The sequence below is a fragment of the Bacteroides sp. AF32-8BH genome, assembly GCF_003435205.1.
GTDB lineage: Bacteria > Bacteroidota > Bacteroidia > Bacteroidales > Bacteroidaceae > Bacteroides > Bacteroides ovatus.
Genome location: NZ_QVLZ01000019.1, coordinates 19,368 through 38,215 on the forward strand (window position 1 = coordinate 19,368; position 18,848 = coordinate 38,215).

The window sequence follows — 18,848 nt, forward strand, 5'->3', positions numbered from 1 at the left end:
TACTTAATTTGTTTTATTCTCTTGCTGGTGTTTGTACTTGAATACCAAGGCAAACAGAATGCCGATCACCAGCGCATAAGCGGCAAAGATCAGCCAGATGTCCATCCATTCGCGGCTCACCAGTCTGCCGTCGGCATATACAGAGAATGCATCAACTACCGCACCGCTGGCATATCCGCCCATGATGGCTCCCAATCCGTTAGTCATCATAAAGAACAAGCCCTGTGCACTGGCACGGATAGAAGAATTGGCTTCTTGTTCAACAAACAACGAACCGGAAATGTTGAAGAAATCAAAGGCCATACCATAAACGATCATGGAAAGGATTAGCATCCATAGTCCCGATCCCGGATCTCCAAAACCGAACAGGCCGAACCGGAACACCCAAGCGAACATACTGATTAGCATGACTTGTTTGATTCCGAAATGACGCAGGAAGAAAGGTATGGCAAGAATAAACAATGTTTCGGACATCTGTGAAATGGATAACAGGATGACTGAATGTTTCACTCCGAAAGAATCTGCATATTCAGGGATGCTGGCAAAACTGCCTAGGAAAAGGTCGCCGTAAGTATTCGTAATCTGCAATGCTGCACCTAGAAGCATGGAGAAAAGGAAGAAAATAGCCATTTTCTTTTTCTTGAATAACACCAGCGCATCCAGTCCGAAAGCGGAGAGCCATGATTTGTTTTCAGATTTAGCCGGTCGACAGGCCGGGAGCGTAAATGAATAAAGTCCGAGTAGCAATGCGGAAGCACCTCCTACATAAAGTTGTGCACTTGAATTCTTGAATCCGGTAAGGTCGACAGCCCACATGGCACAAATAAAACCGATTGTTCCCCATACGCGGATAGGAGGGAAGTCTTTAATCAGGTCACATTTGTATTGCTCCAGTGCATTGTACGATACCGTGTTGGCGAGGGATAAAGTGGGCATATATACCAACAGGTTGAGTAACATGGCCCAATACATCTGGTCGTATCCCGTTGCGGTGGAAGCGTAGAAGAGACATCCTGCTCCTGCAATATGGCAAAGTCCGTATAAACGTTCTGCATTAAACCATTTATCGGCAATAATACCGATAATACCCGGCATTACCAAAGAGGCAATCCCCATGGTGGCGAAAATGGCTCCGATTTGTCCTCCTTCAAAATGAAGTTCTCTTCCCATATAACCACCTAATGATATTAACCATGACCCCCATACAAAGAATTGCAGGAAGTTCATAATAATCAAACGAACTTTTATACTCATGACTTTTTTAATTTGTGTTTCTCTTCACATTCATAAACCTTGCAAATATAATATTTTCGTTGAATAGGTGGATAAGTAATTTGATAAAAAGGGGATAAAAATGGCATAAATGCGAAGAAAAGATGAGATTTGGGTGTGAAAAAACAAATGAAGGGGGTATAAAAAAAGAAGGCTATCTATCCCAGACAGCCAATCTTTGTTAACCTTAAATCTAATACCATGAAAAACACAGTGCAAAGATATAGGGTTTATGTTATACAACATAATGTTTTCTCGAAAATCTTCTATTTGTTAACTCTAATTAACTTTGAATCTTCCGTTTTTCTGTTACTGCCCTCTCTAATCAGCCATACTTCCGGAGAAATGTCTGATATCCGAATGGAAACTTGACTCCGGCACCTTGCCGGTTATTCTACGTAGAGTACCAATCCTTTCAGATATTCTCCTTCGGGATGATAGATGTTTACCGGATGGTCGGCCGGTTGAGTCAGCTGGTGTAGAATGCGTACGCTACGCCCTGACATGGCTGCTGCGGTAAATACGGCAGTACGGAAATTGTCTTTGCTTACCACTTGCGAACAAGAGAAAGTAAACAGGATACCGCCCGGTTTGATTTTCTCGAATGCTTTGGCGTTCAGTTTACGGTAACCTTGCAAAGCATTCCGCAGTGCATCTTTATGTTTGGCGAATGCGGGCGGATCAAGGATGATTAAATCATATTGGTCGCCCATGCGGTCGAGATATTTGAAAGCATCCTCGGCAAACGCCTCGTGGCGGGAATTACCGGGGAAGTTTAATTCCACGTTTTTGTTAGTCAGATCAATCGCTTTGGCTGAACTGTCGACAGAGTGCACGAGTTTCGCACCTCCGCGCATGGCGTAGAATGAGAATCCACCGGTGTAGCAGAACATATTCAGTACCGAACGGTCTTTGGCGTAATGTTCCAGCAAAGAACGGTTTTCACGCTGATCTACAAAGAATCCGGTCTTCTGACCTTTCAGCCAGTCCACATGGAACTTCAAGCCATATTCTTGTGCGATATTATCACTGCTTCCTCCTTTCAGAAAACCGTTTTCGGGGAAAAGGTCTGCCTTAAAAGGAAGAGTTGTTTCTGATTTATAATAGATATTTTCAATTTTGTCACCCATTACTTCGGATAAAGCTTCGGCAATTGTCATACGGTCTACGTGCATTCCTGCAGAGTGTGCCTGCATAACAGCGGTTTTGGCATAAACGTCAATCACCAGTCCGGGGAGATTGTCTCCTTCACCGTGAACGAGACGGTAGGTGTTGTTGGTCGGATTAGTGGCGATGCCGATACTGCGGCGCATATCGTATGCAATTTCCAGTTTGCGTTTCCAAAAATCGTGATCGATAGGTTCCTGGCGGAAAGACAGTACGCGCACAGCAATACTTCCGATCTGGAAATGTCCTTCGGCAATAAATTCTTTTTTTGAGGTGTACACTTCTACAACTTCACCTTCATCGGGCTCTCCGTCAAAACGAGCGATAGCACCGGAAAAAATCCAGGGGTGGAATCTCTTAAGAGAATCTTCTTTACCAGGTTTGAGATATACTTTATGCATAATGTAGTCTTTCCTCAACCCTCTCCCAAGGGGGAGGGCTTCAGATCGTTTTATTATTGGTTATTAATCACTTATTTTATTACTTATCACTTCTTCCGCGGGAGAGACAGTAGCTGTCAGCGGAGAAACCTCCCAATCTCCCGTCTGTTTCAGTTCTTGCAACAGATTGTAGATATTGAGGCATGCCCATGCATCGGTAGCAGCGTATTGTTTCTGTCCGTCACTTAATACATCAGCTTCCCAGTTGGACAAGCGTTGTGATTTGGATATTTTTTCTTTGAATAAGATGGCGTAAATCTTTTGCAGACTTTTGTCCTGTATTCCGAATTGACGCACATAGTCCTGTAATTCGATACAGCTTTGTTGGGTGAAAGGTGCACGTTTGTGCAGCATCATAAAGTCGTCTTTCAGTGAAAGTCCCACTTTGATTACAGCCGGATTTTCTAACAAGTCAACCAATGGCTGGGTCAATCCCGTCATATTGAGCCGGAATAAGAAACAACATTCTTCGGAAGAAATCTGGAGAAGTGCTACTTTGTGCGATTGTCCTTTGGTAAAGGAAGGGCGAGTTTCGCTGTCGATACCTATCACTGGTCTGGATTGGAGGTAAGCTACAGCTTTTTCCGTTTCAGCTTCCGACTGGATAACATAAATACGTCCCGGAAAGACTGTTTTCGGGAGTTCTTTTAGTTCATCTTTATCTATGGTTCTTCTTACAATCATTTTTATTTTAATTCATCATCGTGGCAATGGCAACCGTCTTCGTGACAGTGGCAATCATCATCGTGGCAATGACAGCCATCTTCTTCACAACAATCGTTGTCGTCGCTTGGTTCGTAAAATCCTTCTTCATTACCTACTTCCTCTTCTTCTTCCTGGTTGTATTTCACGTCATGAAGGGCACGAAGTGTGTTTACCAGTTTCTGTCCCCACAGTGTACCGAAGTTTTCCTGGCAGATGGCCAATGAATCATTCATTGTTTCGTTCAGTCCCAGTTGGAAGACAAATATGAAATCTTTAATATCCTGATAAATGTCGGCCAGGTCTTCCGATATAGACTTCTTGATAGGCTGGTCGCTATACACCATATCTTGCACGAATACGTCCAGATAATCATCCTTGTCAGCCATCAATCCGGAAAGGTTGATACGCAGAATTTCGTAAATCTCTTCTGTGACATACGTTTCAAGTGCTTCGTCCCCGATAGTCTCACATTTGGGCAGCATAGATGCTTTGAGATAGAGCAGGGGAAGTATTTTTAATGATGTATCAACGAAAGTGCTGCGCTTCATGCGTTCGGCACGTTCGAGAAATGCACAAAATTCGGCAGCTACCGTTACGAACTCAATTACGTTTTTATCAAATATCGTTTGGCTTTCTTTTTCCATGATCTATATTGATTTGAAACGCAAAGGTAAGAAAAAGGATTGAATGAGCGTAGTGCTCGTTATTTTTTTATTATTTTTGCAGCTTAGAATCTCATTCCTGTTTTATAAAAAAGAATTAAAGACTCATGGCAAAGAAGAAATTAGATAAGGAGGCGGAACGCACTCCCTCTTCCCCCAGTAAAATTGTGGCTGTATGTAAGAATGAAACTGTTCATTTTGTAATCGGATTGATGCTGGTCATCTTTTCTGTTTACCTGTTGTTGGCTTTTTCTTCCTTCTTCTTCACGGGGGCTGCCGATCAAAGTATTATTGATAGTGGCAGTTCGGCAGATTTGGCGGCTGTTAATAATCAGGTGAAGAATTATGCAGGTTCACGTGGAGCGCAGTTGGCCAGTTATCTGATTAATGACTGTTTCGGTGTTTCTTCTTTCTTCATACTTGTTTTCTTGGCAGTGGCAGGATTGAAGTTAATGCGTGTACGTGTTGTACGTCTGTGGAAGTGGTTTATCGGCTGCACACTCTTGCTGGTCTGGTTCTCCGTATTCTTCGGATTTGCCTTTATGGATCATTATCAGGATTCCTTCATTTATTTGGGAGGTATGCACGGATATAATGTCAGTCGTTGGCTGATTTCGCAAGTTGGAGTACCCGGTGTGTGGATGATCCTGTTGATAACCGCTATCTGCTTCTTCATATATATAAGTGCACGTACCGTCATCTGGTTGCGTAAACTCTTCGCATTGAGTTTCCTGAAACGCGAAAAGAAAGAAGAAAAGGAGAATGTTCCGGAAGGAGAAGGAGATCCGGAATTTACGACTTCCCAACCGCAAGAAGTGGAGTTCAATTTGAAACGGACGTATAAACAGACACCTCCTCCGGCACCAGTGATGGATATTCAGGCTGAAGAACCTGAAGACGACTTTCCTATTAATAAACCGGAAAAGGAAGATATTTCCGTATCTGACGAAAGTGAAGGAGTGACTATGGTATTTGAACCGACTGTTTCCAATCCTGCTCCTATTGTGCAGGAAGACTCTTTGGAAGAGGCGGAACCCGGATTTGAGGTGGAACCGGCAGCTTCGGAAGAAGAATACCAGGGACCTGAACTCGAACCGTACAATCCTACTAAGGACTTGGAAAACTACCGTTTCCCGACTATCGATTTGATGAAGCATTTTGAAAATGATGATCCGACGATTGACATGGACGAGCAGAATGCAAATAAAGACCGCATCATCAATACATTGCGTAGCTTCGGAATCGAAATCAGTACGATTAAAGCAACCGTGGGACCTACAGTAACTCTATATGAAATTACTCCGGAGCAGGGAGTACGTATTTCTAAAATCCGTGGTTTGGAAGATGATATTGCATTGAGCCTTTCCGCTGATGGTATCCGTATTATTGCTCCGATACCGGGTAAAGGAACCATCGGTATTGAAGTACCGAACAAGAATCCGAAGATTGTTTCCGGACAGAGTGTGATCGGAAGCAAGAAATTCCAGGAATCCAAATATGACTTGCCTATTGTATTGGGTAAGACGATCACGAACGAAGTCTTTATGTTCGACCTTTGCAAGATGCCGCACGTATTGGTGGCAGGTGCAACCGGTCAGGGTAAATCAGTCGGTTTGAATGCCATTATCACTTCCTTATTATATAAGAAGCATCCGGCAGAATTGAAGTTTGTGCTGGTCGATCCGAAGAAAGTGGAATTCAGTATCTATTCGGTGATTGAAAATCACTTCCTTGCCAAACTTCCTGATGGAGGCGAACCGATTATTACGGACGTAACGAAAGTAGTGCAAACCCTGAACTCTGTTTGTGTGGAGATGGATACCCGTTATGACCTTTTGAAGATGGCACATGTGCGTAATATCAAAGAATATAACGAGAAATTTATCAACCGCCGCCTGAATCCGGAAAAGGGACATAAGTTTATGCCGTATATCGTAGTGGTGATTGACGAGTTCGGAGATTTGATTATGACTGCCGGTAAGGAAGTGGAACTTCCGATTGCCCGTATTGCACAGTTGGCGCGTGCTGTCGGCATCCACATGATTATCGCTACACAGCGTCCGACTACTAATATTATTACAGGTACGATCAAAGCCAACTTCCCGGCACGTATCGCATTCCGTGTATCTGCCATGATGGACTCCCGTACCATTCTCGACCGTCCGGGTGCTAACCGTTTGATTGGTAAGGGTGATATGCTCTTCTTGCAGGGAGCCGATCCGGTGCGTGTGCAGTGTGCCTTTATCGATACGCCGGAAGTGGAAGAAATTACGAAGTTTATTGCCCGTCAGCAAAGTTATCCTACTCCGTTCTTCCTGCCAGAGTTCGTGAGCGAAGATGGTGGCAGTGAAGTAGGAGATATTGATATGGGACGGCTCGATCCGTTGTTCGAAGATGCAGCCCGACTGGTGGTGATTCATCAGCAAGGTTCCACTTCGTTAATTCAGCGTAAATTCGCTATCGGTTACAACCGTGCCGGACGTATTATGGACCAACTCGAAAAAGCGGGAATCGTAGGCCCTACCCAGGGAAGCAAGGCGCGCGATGTATTGTGCATGGATGATAACGATCTTGAAATGCGATTGAACAATTTACAGTAACCGTTCGTTTATTAATCAAATGAGAAAGTACATTTTTAGTGTTTTAATAGCTTTACTGTCTTTGCCTGTGATTGCCCAACAACAGCAGTCGCAGGCTAAAGCCATTCTTGACAAGACGGCAGAAGCGTTTCGTAAAGCAGGTGGTGTAAAGGCTGATTTTACTGTAAAGGCTGTGACGAACGGTCTGGTAGAAGGTGCAGAAAATGGAACGATTCAGTTGAAAGGAGAGAAATTCGTACTGAAAACATCGGATATCATCACTTGGTTTGATGGAAAAACGCAGTGGAGTTATGTGACAAAGAATGATGAAGTGAACGTCAGCAATCCGACACAGGAAGAGTTGCAGCAGATTAATCCGTATACGTTTCTATATATGTATCAGAAAGGATTCTCTTATAAGCTGGGAGCAACCGGGTCGTATCGTGGAAAAGCCGTTTGGGAAGTCGTTTTGACTGCCAGAGATAAGAAACAGGAGTTGGAACGTATCACTCTTTTTGTGGCGAAGGATACTTATGAACCTTTGTATATTTTGCTTCAACAGCGTGGTCAGCAGACGCGTAATGAGATAACCATTACAAGTTATCAGACTAAGCAGAATTATGCGGATCAGGTTTTTACGTTTGATAAGAAACAATACCCCAATGCGGAGGTAATAGATTTGAGATAATATACGTTTATAACAAAACGATAAAGATAAATTAAAATGGCAGAAATAGAAAAAGTAAAATGCCTGATTATAGGTTCAGGACCTGCCGGATATACGGCAGCGATTTATGCAGGACGTGCAAATTTATGTCCGGTGCTTTATGAAGGATTGCAACCGGGTGGCCAGTTGACTACCACTACGGATGTGGAGAACTTCCCCGGTTATCCGGAAGGAATCAGTGGTCCGCAGTTGATGGAAGACTTGCGTGCACAGGCAAGCCGTTTCGGAACAGATGTTCGTTTCGGTATTGCTACGGCGGCCGATTTGAGCAAAGCCCCTTATAAAATAACAATCGACGGTGACAAGGTTATTGAAACAGAATCATTGATTATTGCTACCGGAGCCACTGCTAAATATCTGGGACTGGAAGATGAAAAAAAATATGCCGGAATGGGTGTAAGCGCTTGCGCCACTTGTGACGGATTTTTCTATCGTAAGAAAGTAGTTGCCGTAGTCGGTGGCGGTGATACGGCTTGTGAAGAAGCTGTTTATCTTGCCGGACTTGCATCCAAAGTATATCTGATTGTCCGTAAACCTTTCCTGCGCGCATCGAAGATTATGCAGGAACGAGTAATGAACCACGAGAAAATAGAAGTTCTTTTTGAACATAACGCAGTTGGTTTGTTTGGCGACAATGGGGTAGAAGGTGTAAACCTGGTGAAACGTTGGGGCGAACCGGATGAAGAACGTTACAGCTTGCCTATCGACGGTTTCTTCCTGGCTATCGGACATCAACCGAATACTGAAATATTTAAAGAATATGTTGATACGGACGAAGTGGGTTATATCATCACGGAAGGTGATAGTCCCCGTACAAAAGTTCCCGGAGTTTTTGCGGCAGGAGATGTTGCCGATCCGCATTATCGTCAGGCTATTACGGCTGCGGGAAGTGGTTGCAAAGCTGCTTTGGAAGCAGAACGTTATCTTTCTGCCAAAGGACTCATTTAATCCGGTTTATATCCGATCATAGGAAGGTGTGCCATAATGAATAATAAAACGCAGATTAACGCAAATTATCGCAGAAATAATTTTATAAGTCGTTGATTAATATATCAATATAATTAAAATAATCTGCGATAATTTGCGTTAATCTGCGTTTTGACACACTCTTATTTTATAAACTCAAAGCTTTTCGAACAATATTTGTCGATTGTCTTTGGTTAATACGCTTCTATTTCATCTATCCATAATTCGGCAGGAATGACTTCCGGCCCGTTATTCTTTTCAAAGTTGATACCATTACGCAGTGTGCCACCATTCTTGATTTTGACTTTCAAGAACGTAGCCTGTGCCGGTTCAAATTCAATGGAATCGGTGAATGCAATTCTTCCTGTTTCCGGATAATCGTGTTTCAAAGCTTTTTCGGCTATCCGTGTGTATTGCTTGCCGTCTGCTGATACTTCTACGGCAACTCCTCCTGCAGGAAGAATTCTCATGGCAGGATTGAATAAAGAACCGAAAATAACTTTGCTGACTTGTGTCGGTTTATCCAGATGAACGATAAATTCCAAGTCCTTACCCTCCACGATACCGAAGCTACACCACGGAGTATAAGAAGCGTTATTGCCTCGTTTGCCGTTGGTTAGTCCGAAAGTGGTTTTGTCAGCTCCTAATACATCGTTTTCATCGAATATATCGCCTGTCCATCCCATCGTATAATTAACCGTATAGGGCTTTCCTGTTAATAAATTGCCATACAGTGGTTTGTGAGCTACTTTACCCAACATCTTTCCGTCTTTGAAAGCAGCGGCTTTCAGGTCGATATTACCTTCAAGAACGAAAGGCTTTTCATATAAGACGGACGCTTTGGTCGGTTCGCTCCCGTCCGTTGTATATCGGATTTCCGCATTCGGGTAGAAACTTTCCAGCAATACCATTAAAGGACCGTTCTCATCTGCATGCGTATTTATATTTACGTCGTAGAAGTTGAGACAAGGTTGGGTGTTCATAACTTTCAAACGTTCAAATTCAGTCACCATCCGTTCGCAGAAATTCTTCCAGTCTTTGTTTGCGTTTTGTGTCCAGGCCGTTTCGGCGATAGCCATTGCACGCGGGAAAGCCTGGTAGTCTGTACGCTCTGAATTCTGCATATACTCTCTCCAGATATTACCTTGTATTCCGATGATATGCTTCTTGGCAAGCTCGTCAGCGTCGTCCGGAACAGGGTTGTAGCTATATGTTTTCTTCAAGGTATTGTATCCGCCAATAGTAGTCGGAGCAATTTCCGGCTCTTCCTGATAGTAGTCCAGGTATACATAAGGATTCGGAGTCATGATGGCATTATGCCCTGCTTTGGCTGCGTTCATACCGCCTTCTACACCGCGCCATGACATAACAGTCGCATTGGGAGCCAGACCACCTTCGAGAATTTCATCCCAGCCGATGATGCTTTTGCCTTTGCTATTCAGGTATTTCTCCATACGGGTAACGAAATAGCTCTGCAACTTATCCTCTTTGCTGTGCTTTATTCCGTCTATCTTACTGGGAGTCGTATCATCTTTCAATCCTAACTGGCGGATTAACTGCTGGCAGAAAGCACTGTTCTTCCATGCTGTCTTGGGACATTCGTCGCCACCGATGTGAATGTATTCGCTGGGGAATAATTCTATTACTTCATCCATCACTCCTTCAAAGAATTTGAAAGTCGTTTCACTCGGACAGAATACCTGTTCGAATACTCCCCAGGTAGGAGATACCTTGTAAGTCTGTGTAGAGTCGCATGACAATTCCGGATAGGCGGCAAGTGCAGCCAATGCATGTCCCGGCATTTCTATTTCGGGAACAACATTGATATATTTACTTGCAGCATAAGCCACTACATCTTTGATTTGCTCCTGTGTATAATAACCTCCATGTTCTTTTCCGTCGAATACTTGCGGATAGTTTACATAGTAATAGTCTACTAATGTCTTTTCACGTTTGGAACCGATTTCCGTCAATTTGGGATATTTCTTGATCTCGATTCTCCATCCCTGATCGTCTGTCAAATGCCAGTGGAAGACATTCATCTTGTTCATAGCCAGTAAGTCGATAAACTTGTAAATGTAGTCAATCGGTACATAATGGCGGCAAACATCCAACATGAGTCCGCGATGAACAAAACGGGGTGAATCTTCAATTTCTACGGCAGGAACCGACCAGTCAGCTTTCTTATCCAACTGCTTTCCGTAAATTGCCGGAGGGAGTAACTGATAAAGAGTCTGCACTCCATAAAAGAATCCGTTTGGCTGGGAAGCGGTGAGTGTAATGAGACTGGGAGTGACCGATAATTTATAACCTTCTTTCGGCATACCTTCTTGTACAACAAAAGAGATCGCCGTTTTTCCATCTGCACTTTCAGCTTCTTTCAAGGAGATTCCTGCTGTCAGTTTTAGTTGTTCGGCCAGGCTGTCGGCAATGCTTTTTACTTCCGGAGCATCCGAGGGAACTACGAGGCAGACTTTGTTGTTTAGTTCAAAGCGTCCTTCCTGTGGAAGAATCTGGTTGGGTTTGGGAACGATGTTGTACTCGTTCACCGCTTCTTTTGTCTTCTGGCAACTGGGGGTAATCATTAGCAAGGACAAAAGAAGAAGAGAAATACTTTTCTTCATGGTCAAAATGTGTGTTAAGTTATAAATAGATTTGACAGGGCAAATGTACTTGTTTATATGATTAGTTCCAATAATATGGAAATAAAAAAGCCGGAATGATGTCCGGCTTTTAGCTAAAGTTTCAGATTAATGTAGTTATATAATTAAGAGAGAGTTTTTATTTCAGTAGTTGCTCTTCGATGATTTGTACGTACTTCTCCGGAGTAGCTCCGACTTCAATAATCGGTTTGCCGCCTGCAGGTATGAAGAATAAGGTAGGCAATGCCTGTACACCGAAGTGATTGCATAAATCCTTTTCTTTGTCCGCATTAACCTTGTAGAATACAACTTTACCTTTATACTTTTCAGCCAGCTTTTCCATTTCCGGAAGTAAGCGCATGCAAGGTCCACACCAAGTTGCCCAGAAATCAATTACAACCGGTTTGTCGCCATTATAAACGAAATCGTTCCCTTTTCTGTAGTCGAAGATGTGTTCGAGGAAGAATTGGCGGGTAATCGGATTCAGTTTACCGTCTTCAACTTTAGTTTCCGTTACTTTAGCTTCCGCTTCCGGTATAGGAACCATGTCAAACGGCTGGAAATAAATTTTCTGATGAATATAGTCAATGGATATGATTCCGTAGTCCAATATCTTTTTGCCTAATACGGAGCGTTTCAGGTATGGATTCTTCACTGCCATGGCATCCTCAATCTTTGTTTTTACAAACATGGTTTCAGGTAAGATGAGGCTTTCCTCTTCTTGAGTCGCTTCTTTATATCCATTGGAAACTTTTTGGTTGGTTCCTTTGGTATATTGTGTGCTCCATGTATTGAAATCTTTTTCGGTAAGATTCACTAATCCTTCGCTCCATGTATCCAGAACAAGAGAAACGGGTTTTCCCTGAATGGATATCGGACATACGATTCCTAATCCTGTAATTAGCTCAAAGTTCTCCCGGTAGTTTAATTTCATGTAAGAAGGACGATAGGGCTGCGTAATTGTGAGTTTTTTCCGCTGCATATCAATAGTCAGAACGGAAGTGCGGAAAATAGCACCGCTTAATACACCCATCACTCCCAGCTTGCGCAGATATGGTTCGTCTTCCAGAGTGAAAGCAGGCAGATCGTTGTTAAACGTGTTGTTGCCAATAGCAACTGTTGCCATTTCATATACTTTTCCAACAGGTACTTGTTTGAATACAAAATCCTGATAAGCACTAAAAGTACCGTTCTTCCCCGTGTCGATGCGTAACTTCTTGAGAGCCTCAGGAAGCAGGGCGTTATGTCCTGACAGATCGAGGACGAAGTCTGCCACTTCGCCATTAATGGCGGCTTCTACGATAATCTTTCCATCAATGGTTTTGAATGGAATGACCTCTGTCATACTGTTCTGTGTCTGTGCACTGATTCCTCCGGCAATACAAAATGCAAGTAGACAGAGATACATCTTTGTTATTATTCGCTTCATATCTTTTTTCTGTTTAAAGTTCATTTCTCTTTCCTGATTTCAATCTTTTTCTCTTGATTGTCTTTCTTGACAATAATATAACCGGTATCACCGGGGATGGCGTTCATGATATCTTCCACAGCCATTTGGCTCATGGGACAATCGTCCAAAGAAGTACCGTTGATATTAATCACCTGGTCGCCGAAAGCAACTTTATCTTTCATGCTGTCCCAGATCGTTGTAATTTCGAATCTGTCATTGCGTGGCAGAATACTCACGTTCCAGAGAGCGGGAGCACCGCCCATGTCGGTTTTTCCTTCTTCAAACGGGAAAAAGTAGAATCGTCTGCGCATATAATCGATAATTACTTTACCGTATTCCAGTAAATCCACCCCGATGATGCTTCCATTCATCACTGTGGTCGTACTACCCACGTTCGTGAATTCTTTCCCCATGATGTTGATAGGAGGAACAGTCACCTTCTTTATATCCACCGGCTTGCCTAGACCTGTTATTCCGGCAGCTACGATACCATATCCATGGTTAGTAACTTTCGAAATGTCAGACAGCCTTTCATAATCTTCTGTAGAATAAAGCAGAAAGCCTCCCGCACCTGTATCGAACAGAACCTTGAAGTCATTGTCCCCTAAGCGGACATTGACAATGGAGTGATGATCCGTCTCATCCAACAGCGGAATCCCATCCGTTACTTTTAGTCCTTCGGGACGATACGGATAATTGATAACCATTATTTTAGAACGGGAATCGAATGTGACTACCGACTGTGCGAAAGCGTCTCCTCCAAGAATACCGACAACCCCTAGTCCGGTGAAGAATGGATTCTTAGGCAGTACCATCGTCTTCAACTGCTTGATTTTATAGTTTTCCCCGATAGAAACATTCTGTACGTGCGCTTCCTGATAATTGGAGCCTTGTGCATTCACATCGGAGATACGCATATATCCTGCGGCAGTAGCTTTCATTTCCGTTGCGGCATCATACATCGTTCCGGTTCTTCCTCCCGTATCGACGATATATTTCACTTTTATACCGTTAACAGTGACGGGGATAATGATTTTCTCTTGTATAAACTCATAAGGAATGGTGTCGCAAACCTTATTCCGGATTTGCGCTGCCATTCTTTGTCCGCAGTTTAGAAATAATAGCAGCCATAAGCCGGTCAGTATTCCTATACTTTTCATATTATTCTTTTTCATAGATAATATCCTTTACTCCGGAAGCTGTCTCAATCGTCAGTTTCGTCTTCTTTTTCTCTTTTAATTCCGGTATTCCGTTCAGAATACTTTCGCAGAAGTCATATTTCTTAGCAGGTTTGCCATTGATTTTAACTACCTTGTCTCCGACTGCTATCTTACCTTTCGTACTGCTCCATACGGTAGATACAAACAAATCTCCGTCTTTGACCGTTAAGTCAAAGTTGTTACCTTGATTGTTTATTTCATTGTCCGGTTGAAATGCTTCGAAATAGAATCTTCCGCGTGGATAGTCAATGGTCACTTTACCGTATTGCAACAGTTTGACGCCCAATAATGTGTAAGGGTGATTGTTGGTGCTGGTTGTTACGTTACGGAATTTGGTGGCTCCGACTGATAGCAATGGAATACGAACCCTGTAAGAAGAAGCTTTGTCCGCCTGGCCAGATACTCCGATACTCCCTTCTCCATACCCTTCGGAAACCACTTCCATAGAGGCTTCCAGTTTGATTTTTTCAAAATCACTTTCGATAAGTGATAACAGACTGGGACTACCTGTATCGAATAATACATTTATATTGCTAACCGGAGCTATTTGTATGCTGACGATCGGCATACCGCCCCCTTTGGTGAAATTCAACATCTTTCGTAAAGACACTGTCGATGGCTTTTCAGCAGAGGTAACTATAATATTTTTGGCTTGTGAATCAATAGTGACAATGGTGTTGGCGAATAAATCACTGCCGATGATGCCATCTACTCCAAAACATTCCCAGCCTTTTACTTCATCAATGACCAGTGACGGAGCATTTTTGAAATTAATAACATGGTCGGGGGTAGTCAGGTTCTCTATCCGGGTAGTCTTGTAATAGCTTTCCACGTTATTCACATCCGTTACTTTAGCCGAGTCGGTGGCTGCCATTTGCAGTGCCTGGCAGGCTTGAGTCGTGAGTGCCGTACGTCCTCCTGTATCAAAAATGAAAGGACGTGCCGTGCCGTTCACTTTCATTTCGATAATCATCTTTTCACCTACCATCCGGTAAGGTATAGTTGCCTTATATTGTTGGGCGAATACAGGAACCGCCATGCAAAAGGCGACAACGGTTCCTATCATACGAGTCGTATACTTCATAAGTTAATTTTATTTGCTGACTTTTTCTGCTTCCAAAATTGCCTGATAAGCGTTTACAATACCTCCGGAAATACACAAATCATCGAAAAGGAACAAGTCTTGTGAAGGACTGTCGTTTACGCGGATTCCTTTTTCCACTTCCACCCCTTTGCGTGAAGTGACGCTCTTCAGTAGTATGTCACGGATTTGCGAGCCGGTTAATTTAGGGAAATATGATTTCACTAAGGCAGCTACACCGGCTACAGTAGCCGAAGCCATTCCTTCACCTGTACCTTTTTGGTACGTATCACCCATATAGGATGAATAAATATCTGTTCCCGGTGCATAAAGATCGAGAGTAGTTGCACCGTAATTGGTGTTTAGTACCGGATTTCCATTCTTATCAGAAGAAGCAACCACCATAAAATTGGTAAGTTCTCCGTCTTTTCTCATCTTCCGGTTAGGGAAGAATTCATCTTTATCCATATCTACTGACAGATCCCAAACCGGAACTATTACCAATGCTCCTTTCTTTTCAGCTTCTTTCAGCGCATCTGCTACCCATTGTCTCTGTTCTTCCGGGTATAACGAATTTTGTTCCGGCAATAAAATAATATCCGCTCCGTGGTTTACTGCATACCGGATGGCCAGTGCCATATCTTTTAAATAAGGTTCTCCTTCTCCCGGATGAATACGTAAAGTCATAATTTCTGCATTATCGGCAATACCGTTACTTCCGACACCGTTGTCGCGTTTGGCTGCGATCACTCCCGCTTTCATAACTCCTGTTGCTGCGTCAGACGTCAACAGTACATTATTGCCATATTGTGTGTCGTTAATATCCAAGGGATTATCACCTACAATTTCTTTCCGGTTATCAGTTCCGTATTTCTTTAAAGCATCTTCATAGGACGTTTTGGCTGTTGCTACACTTTTCTTTCCCATATTTTGATATACGGGTTCCCATTTATCCGTATTATAGATACTGAAATAGTAGGCAGTAAACACAAAGGCAACTTCTGAAAGACTGTCTCTTTCTGCTTTGGGATCATAACAACTTTGGAAGTCCTCAACGGTTAACTCTTTTCCGGGGAAGCGTTTTTTCATGTCCTTATCGAACTTTTCAACATATTCTTCTATTACATAAGAAAGTTGGAGACCACCATAGGTTCCTCCGATTCTTGATTCCGGCATGACTTTATAGCGATAGTAGTTATATTCTTCCATATTTTCCGGTACGGGAACTTCTTGGCGTTTTCCATTGACAATCTTATAGTACTTTTTTCCATCGAAAATATAGTCAGCATATTTATCTTTTAGGCGGAAAAATTCACGTTCTCCTTCGCGCGTCAGAGCTTCCATTACTTGACCGTCTTTACCTCCGATGAAGTTCCAGCCATTGATATCGTCAACAAGCCCGTTTTTATCATCATCTTTTTGGTTTAGTTTTTCTTTCGGGTTCATCCAGATTGCATGTTTCAGGTCTTCGTGTTCTACGTCCATTCCTGTTCCGATCAATGCAACAACCGGTCTTTTTTTAGCTTTCTTTTTGTTAGCTTTCAGATACTCGTAAGCCTTGTTTACTTCGGCACCATATACACTGTCTTTGTCGAAAGAACAGTTAAACCAGTCCAGTTCGGATTGTTTCTTTTGTGTTTCTGCTTCTTGTTTGACTAACTGAGCCGATACTGTAATGCTGATAAAACAGCATACGATAGGAAATATAAGTTTCTTCATTGTTGATGAGTTATAATTTATACAATCTAGTTATTTTCTTATTTTTAAAATGGCTTCACGCACCTGTTCACCCCGGACATTACGTGCAGCGAGTTTGCCTTCTTTGTCAATGACAACGAGGAAAGGGATGGAGTAGAAACCGTAAGCAGCCTGAATAGCGCTTGGAGTCTTGCTGTTTTTGGGAAATCCTGTTTTATCCCACAACATCACCCACGGCAGTTTTTCTTCATCCAGCATTTTTCTCCATTTTGCTTCGCTGTCATCCAACGAAACACTGATGAATTCTAAATCATCCGCTTTCAGATCATTATATATTGTCAGCATACTGCGCATCTCTTTGCGGCAAGGACCACACCAGGAAGCACAGAAATCCAGTACGACAATTTTTCCACGGAAGTCTTTTAAACTTACACTCTTTCCATTGCTGTCAATGAACGTAAAACCAGGACATTCTGCACCGATGATCTGGTGGGAGAGAACTTCTACTTTGTTGATTAACCATTTGGCAGACAAAGAATTCCTATCTTGTTCCGGTATCATATCCAATAACATTTTGTTGGATGGGTAATCATTCACATCTGCCAGATAAGCTAATGCTGACGCCATGGCAGGCGTCAGTTTTTCTTTGGCAGAAGTCGAGATTGTTGCTTTATCCGGATCTCTTTCGGCCGGCATATAGTTTTGTAAAGTCAGAAACGGATCAATGCCGGTGAATGAAAGTGAGCTTTGTTCGGGATTCTTTTCATCGAAAAAGCCATTGATACTAACAGAAGTATTTTCAAAGTAAATGTTTTGTTCCGTTTTCCCGATACATAGCGTATATACGTCGGGCTGGATCTCTTTCTTTTCTGTTTCGAATACTCCGTTCTGGCTGATGGAACAAGTCAAAACAAGGTTTCCATTCAAATCTTTTACTTGTAAGGTAGTAGGTCTAAGTATCCTTAACTTTCCCTTAAACTGCAGTCCGCCGTTGCTCCATAGGGAGGAGGTGGTGCATAAAAGCAATAGTATTAGTGAGAGTCTTTTTATTAATTCCATAATATTGAGTTTTATAATATATCGTAAAGCAACGAATAGCTTTGTCGTTATCCGTATCTATTTTAATAACTTGGTTACTACTGGATAAAGAAAAAAGTTCTACCAGTCTCCCCAAGGATCATCATCGTCATCTCCTGCATCAGCTTCTGGTAGTTCCGGATAAGGTTTGATATCCCATTCTTCCGGTCCTTGAGCGATAGCTTCCAGGTCAATATTGTATTTTTTTAGATAATTGGTTACAAACTCGAACTTACTACTCATAAATGGATAGGTTGCCGAAGGCCACATTGCTTCCCGTTCTTCCTTAGTAAGACGCATGGCTATTTGCATGTAACCGATAAATGTTTCTTTGGCTGTTGGAGGATTATCAGAATGTGGTTTACTATATTTTGCTGATAATGAATTTACATCACCGGGATAGCCTCTTCTAAGATAATAATTAGGATCAGCTTTGCTTTCAATATCTTCATTTCTGACAATCTTAGTTGAATGGTCGAATCCTGCATCAAATTCATCTTCGGGTACGATAATGTTACCTCTGGTGATGGCTGTGTTTATAACTTCATCAATTATTTTGAAGCGACGCACAGTAAAACTGTCCTTGTTGCCGGCAATAGGGGTTTTCAATCCAGAGATTGGATCATCATAGGTGCTGTGAGCTGCATCTCCCCAGAAGCAAGTTACCCAGCAGTCAGTTTGGCTTTCTTCATGTTCGGATAATGCTACATAATATTCTAACACTCCCGGTACAATGGAGGCAAATACCGAGTAATTGTATCCCACATACCAATACATGGGAAATACTCTGTCCGTAACTTCCCGATTAAGATAAGGGAATATATGATTTTTCATAAAAGTAATATAGAATGCCGCCATCTCCTCATTGAGACAATTTTCGAACACTCTTGTAGAGCCACCGATACCACCACCTGTCCAATTTTTATTGAGGTCTTTTTCTGTGATATCTTTATATATTATTTTCACTCCGAAGTCTTGGTAGATTTTCATGGCATCATTGTCCCAAGAATTATCTCCTTGGGGAAACTCAAATCCTCCGGCCTGTGCAAGTGGGTCTGGTGTCGGGATAATTGAATCATCTTCGTAGCAAGACGTGAATGTGAGACAGAACAATAATATCCATACGTTATATATTGGCTTCATAATTTTCTGTTGTTTAGGA

At 42.5% G+C, this 18,848-nt stretch carries 14 protein-coding genes; 3 read left to right on the plus strand and 11 right to left on the minus strand.

Annotation, left to right across the window (positions count from 1 at the left end; translation table 11 throughout):
* Positions 1-3 precede the first annotated feature (3 nt).
* From DWZ47_RS14720 to DWZ47_RS14740, 4 genes are all read right to left on the minus strand, one after another.
* Positions 4-1,254 (minus strand): nucleoside permease, encoded by a 1,251-nt coding sequence (locus tag DWZ47_RS14720; RefSeq protein WP_117513660.1) that lies wholly within the window; start codon positions 1,252-1,254, stop codon positions 4-6.
* 407 nt (positions 1,255-1,661) lie between these two features.
* Positions 1,662-2,840, minus strand: coding sequence for a class I SAM-dependent rRNA methyltransferase (locus tag DWZ47_RS14730; RefSeq protein WP_117513662.1), 1,179 nt, complete (start codon positions 2,838-2,840; stop codon positions 1,662-1,664).
* A gap of 63 nt (positions 2,841-2,903) precedes the next feature.
* Positions 2,904-3,563 (minus strand): 3'-5' exonuclease, encoded by a 660-nt coding sequence (locus DWZ47_RS14735; RefSeq protein WP_004301815.1) that lies wholly within the window; start codon positions 3,561-3,563, stop codon positions 2,904-2,906.
* Positions 3,564-3,565: 2 nt separating this feature from the next.
* The gene (locus DWZ47_RS14740) at positions 3,566-4,228 is read right to left on the minus strand and encodes a DUF5063 domain-containing protein (RefSeq protein ID WP_008650924.1); all 663 of its coding nucleotides are present in this window, start codon (positions 4,226-4,228) and stop codon (positions 3,566-3,568) included.
* Between the two features lie 125 nt (positions 4,229-4,353).
* Here DWZ47_RS14740 and DWZ47_RS14745 point away from each other — a divergent pair, with 125 nt between their 5' ends.
* From DWZ47_RS14745 to trxB, 3 genes are read left to right on the plus strand one after another with little or no spacing between them, the layout of a single operon-like run.
* On the plus strand, positions 4,354-6,846 hold the full coding sequence (locus DWZ47_RS14745; protein ID WP_008650926.1) for a DNA translocase FtsK: 2,493 nt from the start codon (positions 4,354-4,356) through the stop codon (positions 6,844-6,846).
* Between the two features lie 19 nt (positions 6,847-6,865).
* A complete protein-coding gene (locus DWZ47_RS14750) occupies positions 6,866-7,513 on the plus strand; it encodes a LolA-like putative outer membrane lipoprotein chaperone (protein ID WP_117513664.1) in 648 nt (215 codons plus the stop codon).
* A gap of 36 nt (positions 7,514-7,549) precedes the next feature.
* Positions 7,550-8,500: a thioredoxin-disulfide reductase gene (trxB, locus tag DWZ47_RS14755; RefSeq protein WP_004301820.1), complete on the plus strand. Its 951-nt coding sequence runs from the start codon at positions 7,550-7,552 to the stop codon at positions 8,498-8,500.
* A gap of 212 nt (positions 8,501-8,712) precedes the next feature.
* Here the strand turns inward: trxB and DWZ47_RS14760 are convergent, their stop codons facing one another.
* The 7 genes from DWZ47_RS14760 to DWZ47_RS14790 form a co-directional block, all read right to left on the minus strand.
* Positions 8,713-11,142: a beta-N-acetylhexosaminidase gene (locus DWZ47_RS14760; RefSeq protein WP_117513666.1), complete on the minus strand. Its 2,430-nt coding sequence runs from the start codon at positions 11,140-11,142 to the stop codon at positions 8,713-8,715.
* A 157-nt stretch (positions 11,143-11,299) separates the two neighbouring features.
* Positions 11,300-12,589, minus strand: a complete 1,290-nt coding sequence (locus DWZ47_RS14765) for a thioredoxin domain-containing protein (protein ID WP_004320880.1) — start codon at positions 12,587-12,589, stop codon at positions 11,300-11,302.
* A gap of 20 nt (positions 12,590-12,609) precedes the next feature.
* Positions 12,610-13,785 carry a pepsin/retropepsin-like aspartic protease family protein gene (locus DWZ47_RS14770; protein ID WP_004301823.1) on the minus strand — a complete coding sequence of 392 codons (1,176 nt, stop codon included), beginning with the start codon at positions 13,783-13,785 and terminating at the stop codon, positions 12,610-12,612.
* Positions 13,772-14,914, minus strand: coding sequence for an aspartyl protease family protein (locus DWZ47_RS14775; RefSeq protein WP_004301824.1), 1,143 nt, complete (start codon positions 14,912-14,914; stop codon positions 13,772-13,774). Before DWZ47_RS14775 ends, DWZ47_RS14770 begins: the two co-directional genes overlap by 14 nt.
* A 9-nt stretch (positions 14,915-14,923) precedes the next feature.
* Positions 14,924-16,630, minus strand: coding sequence for a S8 family serine peptidase (locus tag DWZ47_RS14780; RefSeq protein WP_004301825.1), 1,707 nt, complete (start codon positions 16,628-16,630; stop codon positions 14,924-14,926).
* Between the two features lie 30 nt (positions 16,631-16,660).
* Entirely contained in the window at positions 16,661-17,668 is a 1,008-nt protein-coding gene (locus tag DWZ47_RS14785; protein WP_004301826.1) for a TlpA family protein disulfide reductase, read from the minus strand.
* Positions 17,669-17,767: 99 nt separating this feature from the next.
* The gene (locus tag DWZ47_RS14790) at positions 17,768-18,829 is read right to left on the minus strand and encodes a hypothetical protein (RefSeq protein ID WP_233525055.1); all 1,062 of its coding nucleotides are present in this window, start codon (positions 18,827-18,829) and stop codon (positions 17,768-17,770) included.
* Positions 18,830-18,848 lie beyond the last annotated feature (19 nt).